At 80.0% G+C, this 1,083-nt stretch carries 1 protein-coding gene; it reads right to left on the bottom strand.

Annotated features, from left to right (window positions below):
• Nucleotides 1-297 precede the first annotated feature (297 nt).
• Nucleotides 298-1,083, bottom strand: a 786-nt coding sequence (locus BG452_RS46365; protein ID WP_223243189.1) for a sigma factor-like helix-turn-helix DNA-binding protein, incomplete at its 5' end; no start/stop codon positions are given.

Genomic DNA, 1,083 nt, shown 5'->3' with positions numbered 1-1,083 from the left:
TCCGCCGGCGCCGCCGGCAGTTCGCCCGGCGTGTGCCGTGATGTCCCGCGGATCGCGCAGGCGTGCCCGGCGGTGGCGGTCACGCGGTGCGCGGCCTGGGGCGCCGCACGGGTGATCTGCGCGCCGGGACCCCGCGACGCCCCGGAGACGAACCACACGCCCGCGCTCTCAGCCACCCCCCCCGGGCCCCGGGCCGAGGGGCCGACGGCGGGTCCTGGCGTCGGGAGCGGGGATAGGGGCGGGGGAGCGGGAAGCCGGCGGGGCCGGGGTCCCGCGCGCGGCGGCGCACCGGCGGGGTCACCGGCCGCCCACGCGCCCTGTGACCGCTACCTGGAGCGCCTCAGCCTGGTCTTCGACGGCGGCGCCGTGCGCGACACCGCCCCCCTCACCGTCCCCGCCCGGAAGCGCAGCCGCCTGCGCGGCGCCCGCTTCGTCCCCGTGGGCGAACTCGCGCGGCACATGGCCCCCTCCCAGACCGCCCGCACCGCCGAGGCCCTGACCGGCCGGGCCCTGCCCCTCCTCCTCCACGACCGGCGCCCCGACGGACCGGCCGGCCAGCCACCAGCAGGCCGTCAACACCCCTGCCAGGGCCGCCAGGACGTACGGCGGTCCGACCCGGAAGGCGGCGGCGAGGAGCAGCGGGACGACGGGTGCCACCAGGGCGGTCCCCACGGTCGTGCAGCCGCCTTCCGGGTCGTCGGCCACCACCGTCGCCTCGTCCACGCCGCAGCCCAGCGCGGCCAGTTCGGCGACGCACCTGCGCGCTCGCAGGGCGTGGACGCGGGCGGTCGCCGGGCGGCAGCCCAGCTGCTCGGCGATCTCGGTGAAGTCCCAGCCCAGCACGTACCGCAGGTAGGCCACCTGCTGCCGGCGCCGCTGCGGCATCCGCCGGATGAGCGCGGTGACCTCCCGTGCGGCGGCGAAGTCCTCGGCCCCGGCCGCCGGTGCGGCCGTGCTCCAGCGCACCGCGCCCTGCTCGGCGTGGAGCGCCGGCTCCCCGTGCGCCCGGCGTGCCGCCGCCGGGACGCAGCGGGCCACCCGGCGCCGGACCACGGTGTGCAGCCACGCCCACGGCGACCTGAC

Origin of the sequence: Streptomyces sp. CBMA123, assembly GCF_014596465.1 — a bacterium.
Taxonomy (GTDB): domain Bacteria; phylum Actinomycetota; class Actinomycetes; order Streptomycetales; family Streptomycetaceae; genus Kitasatospora.
Note: the sequence above shows the minus strand (reverse complement) of the source record. Positions and strands in the feature narration are given on the sequence as shown.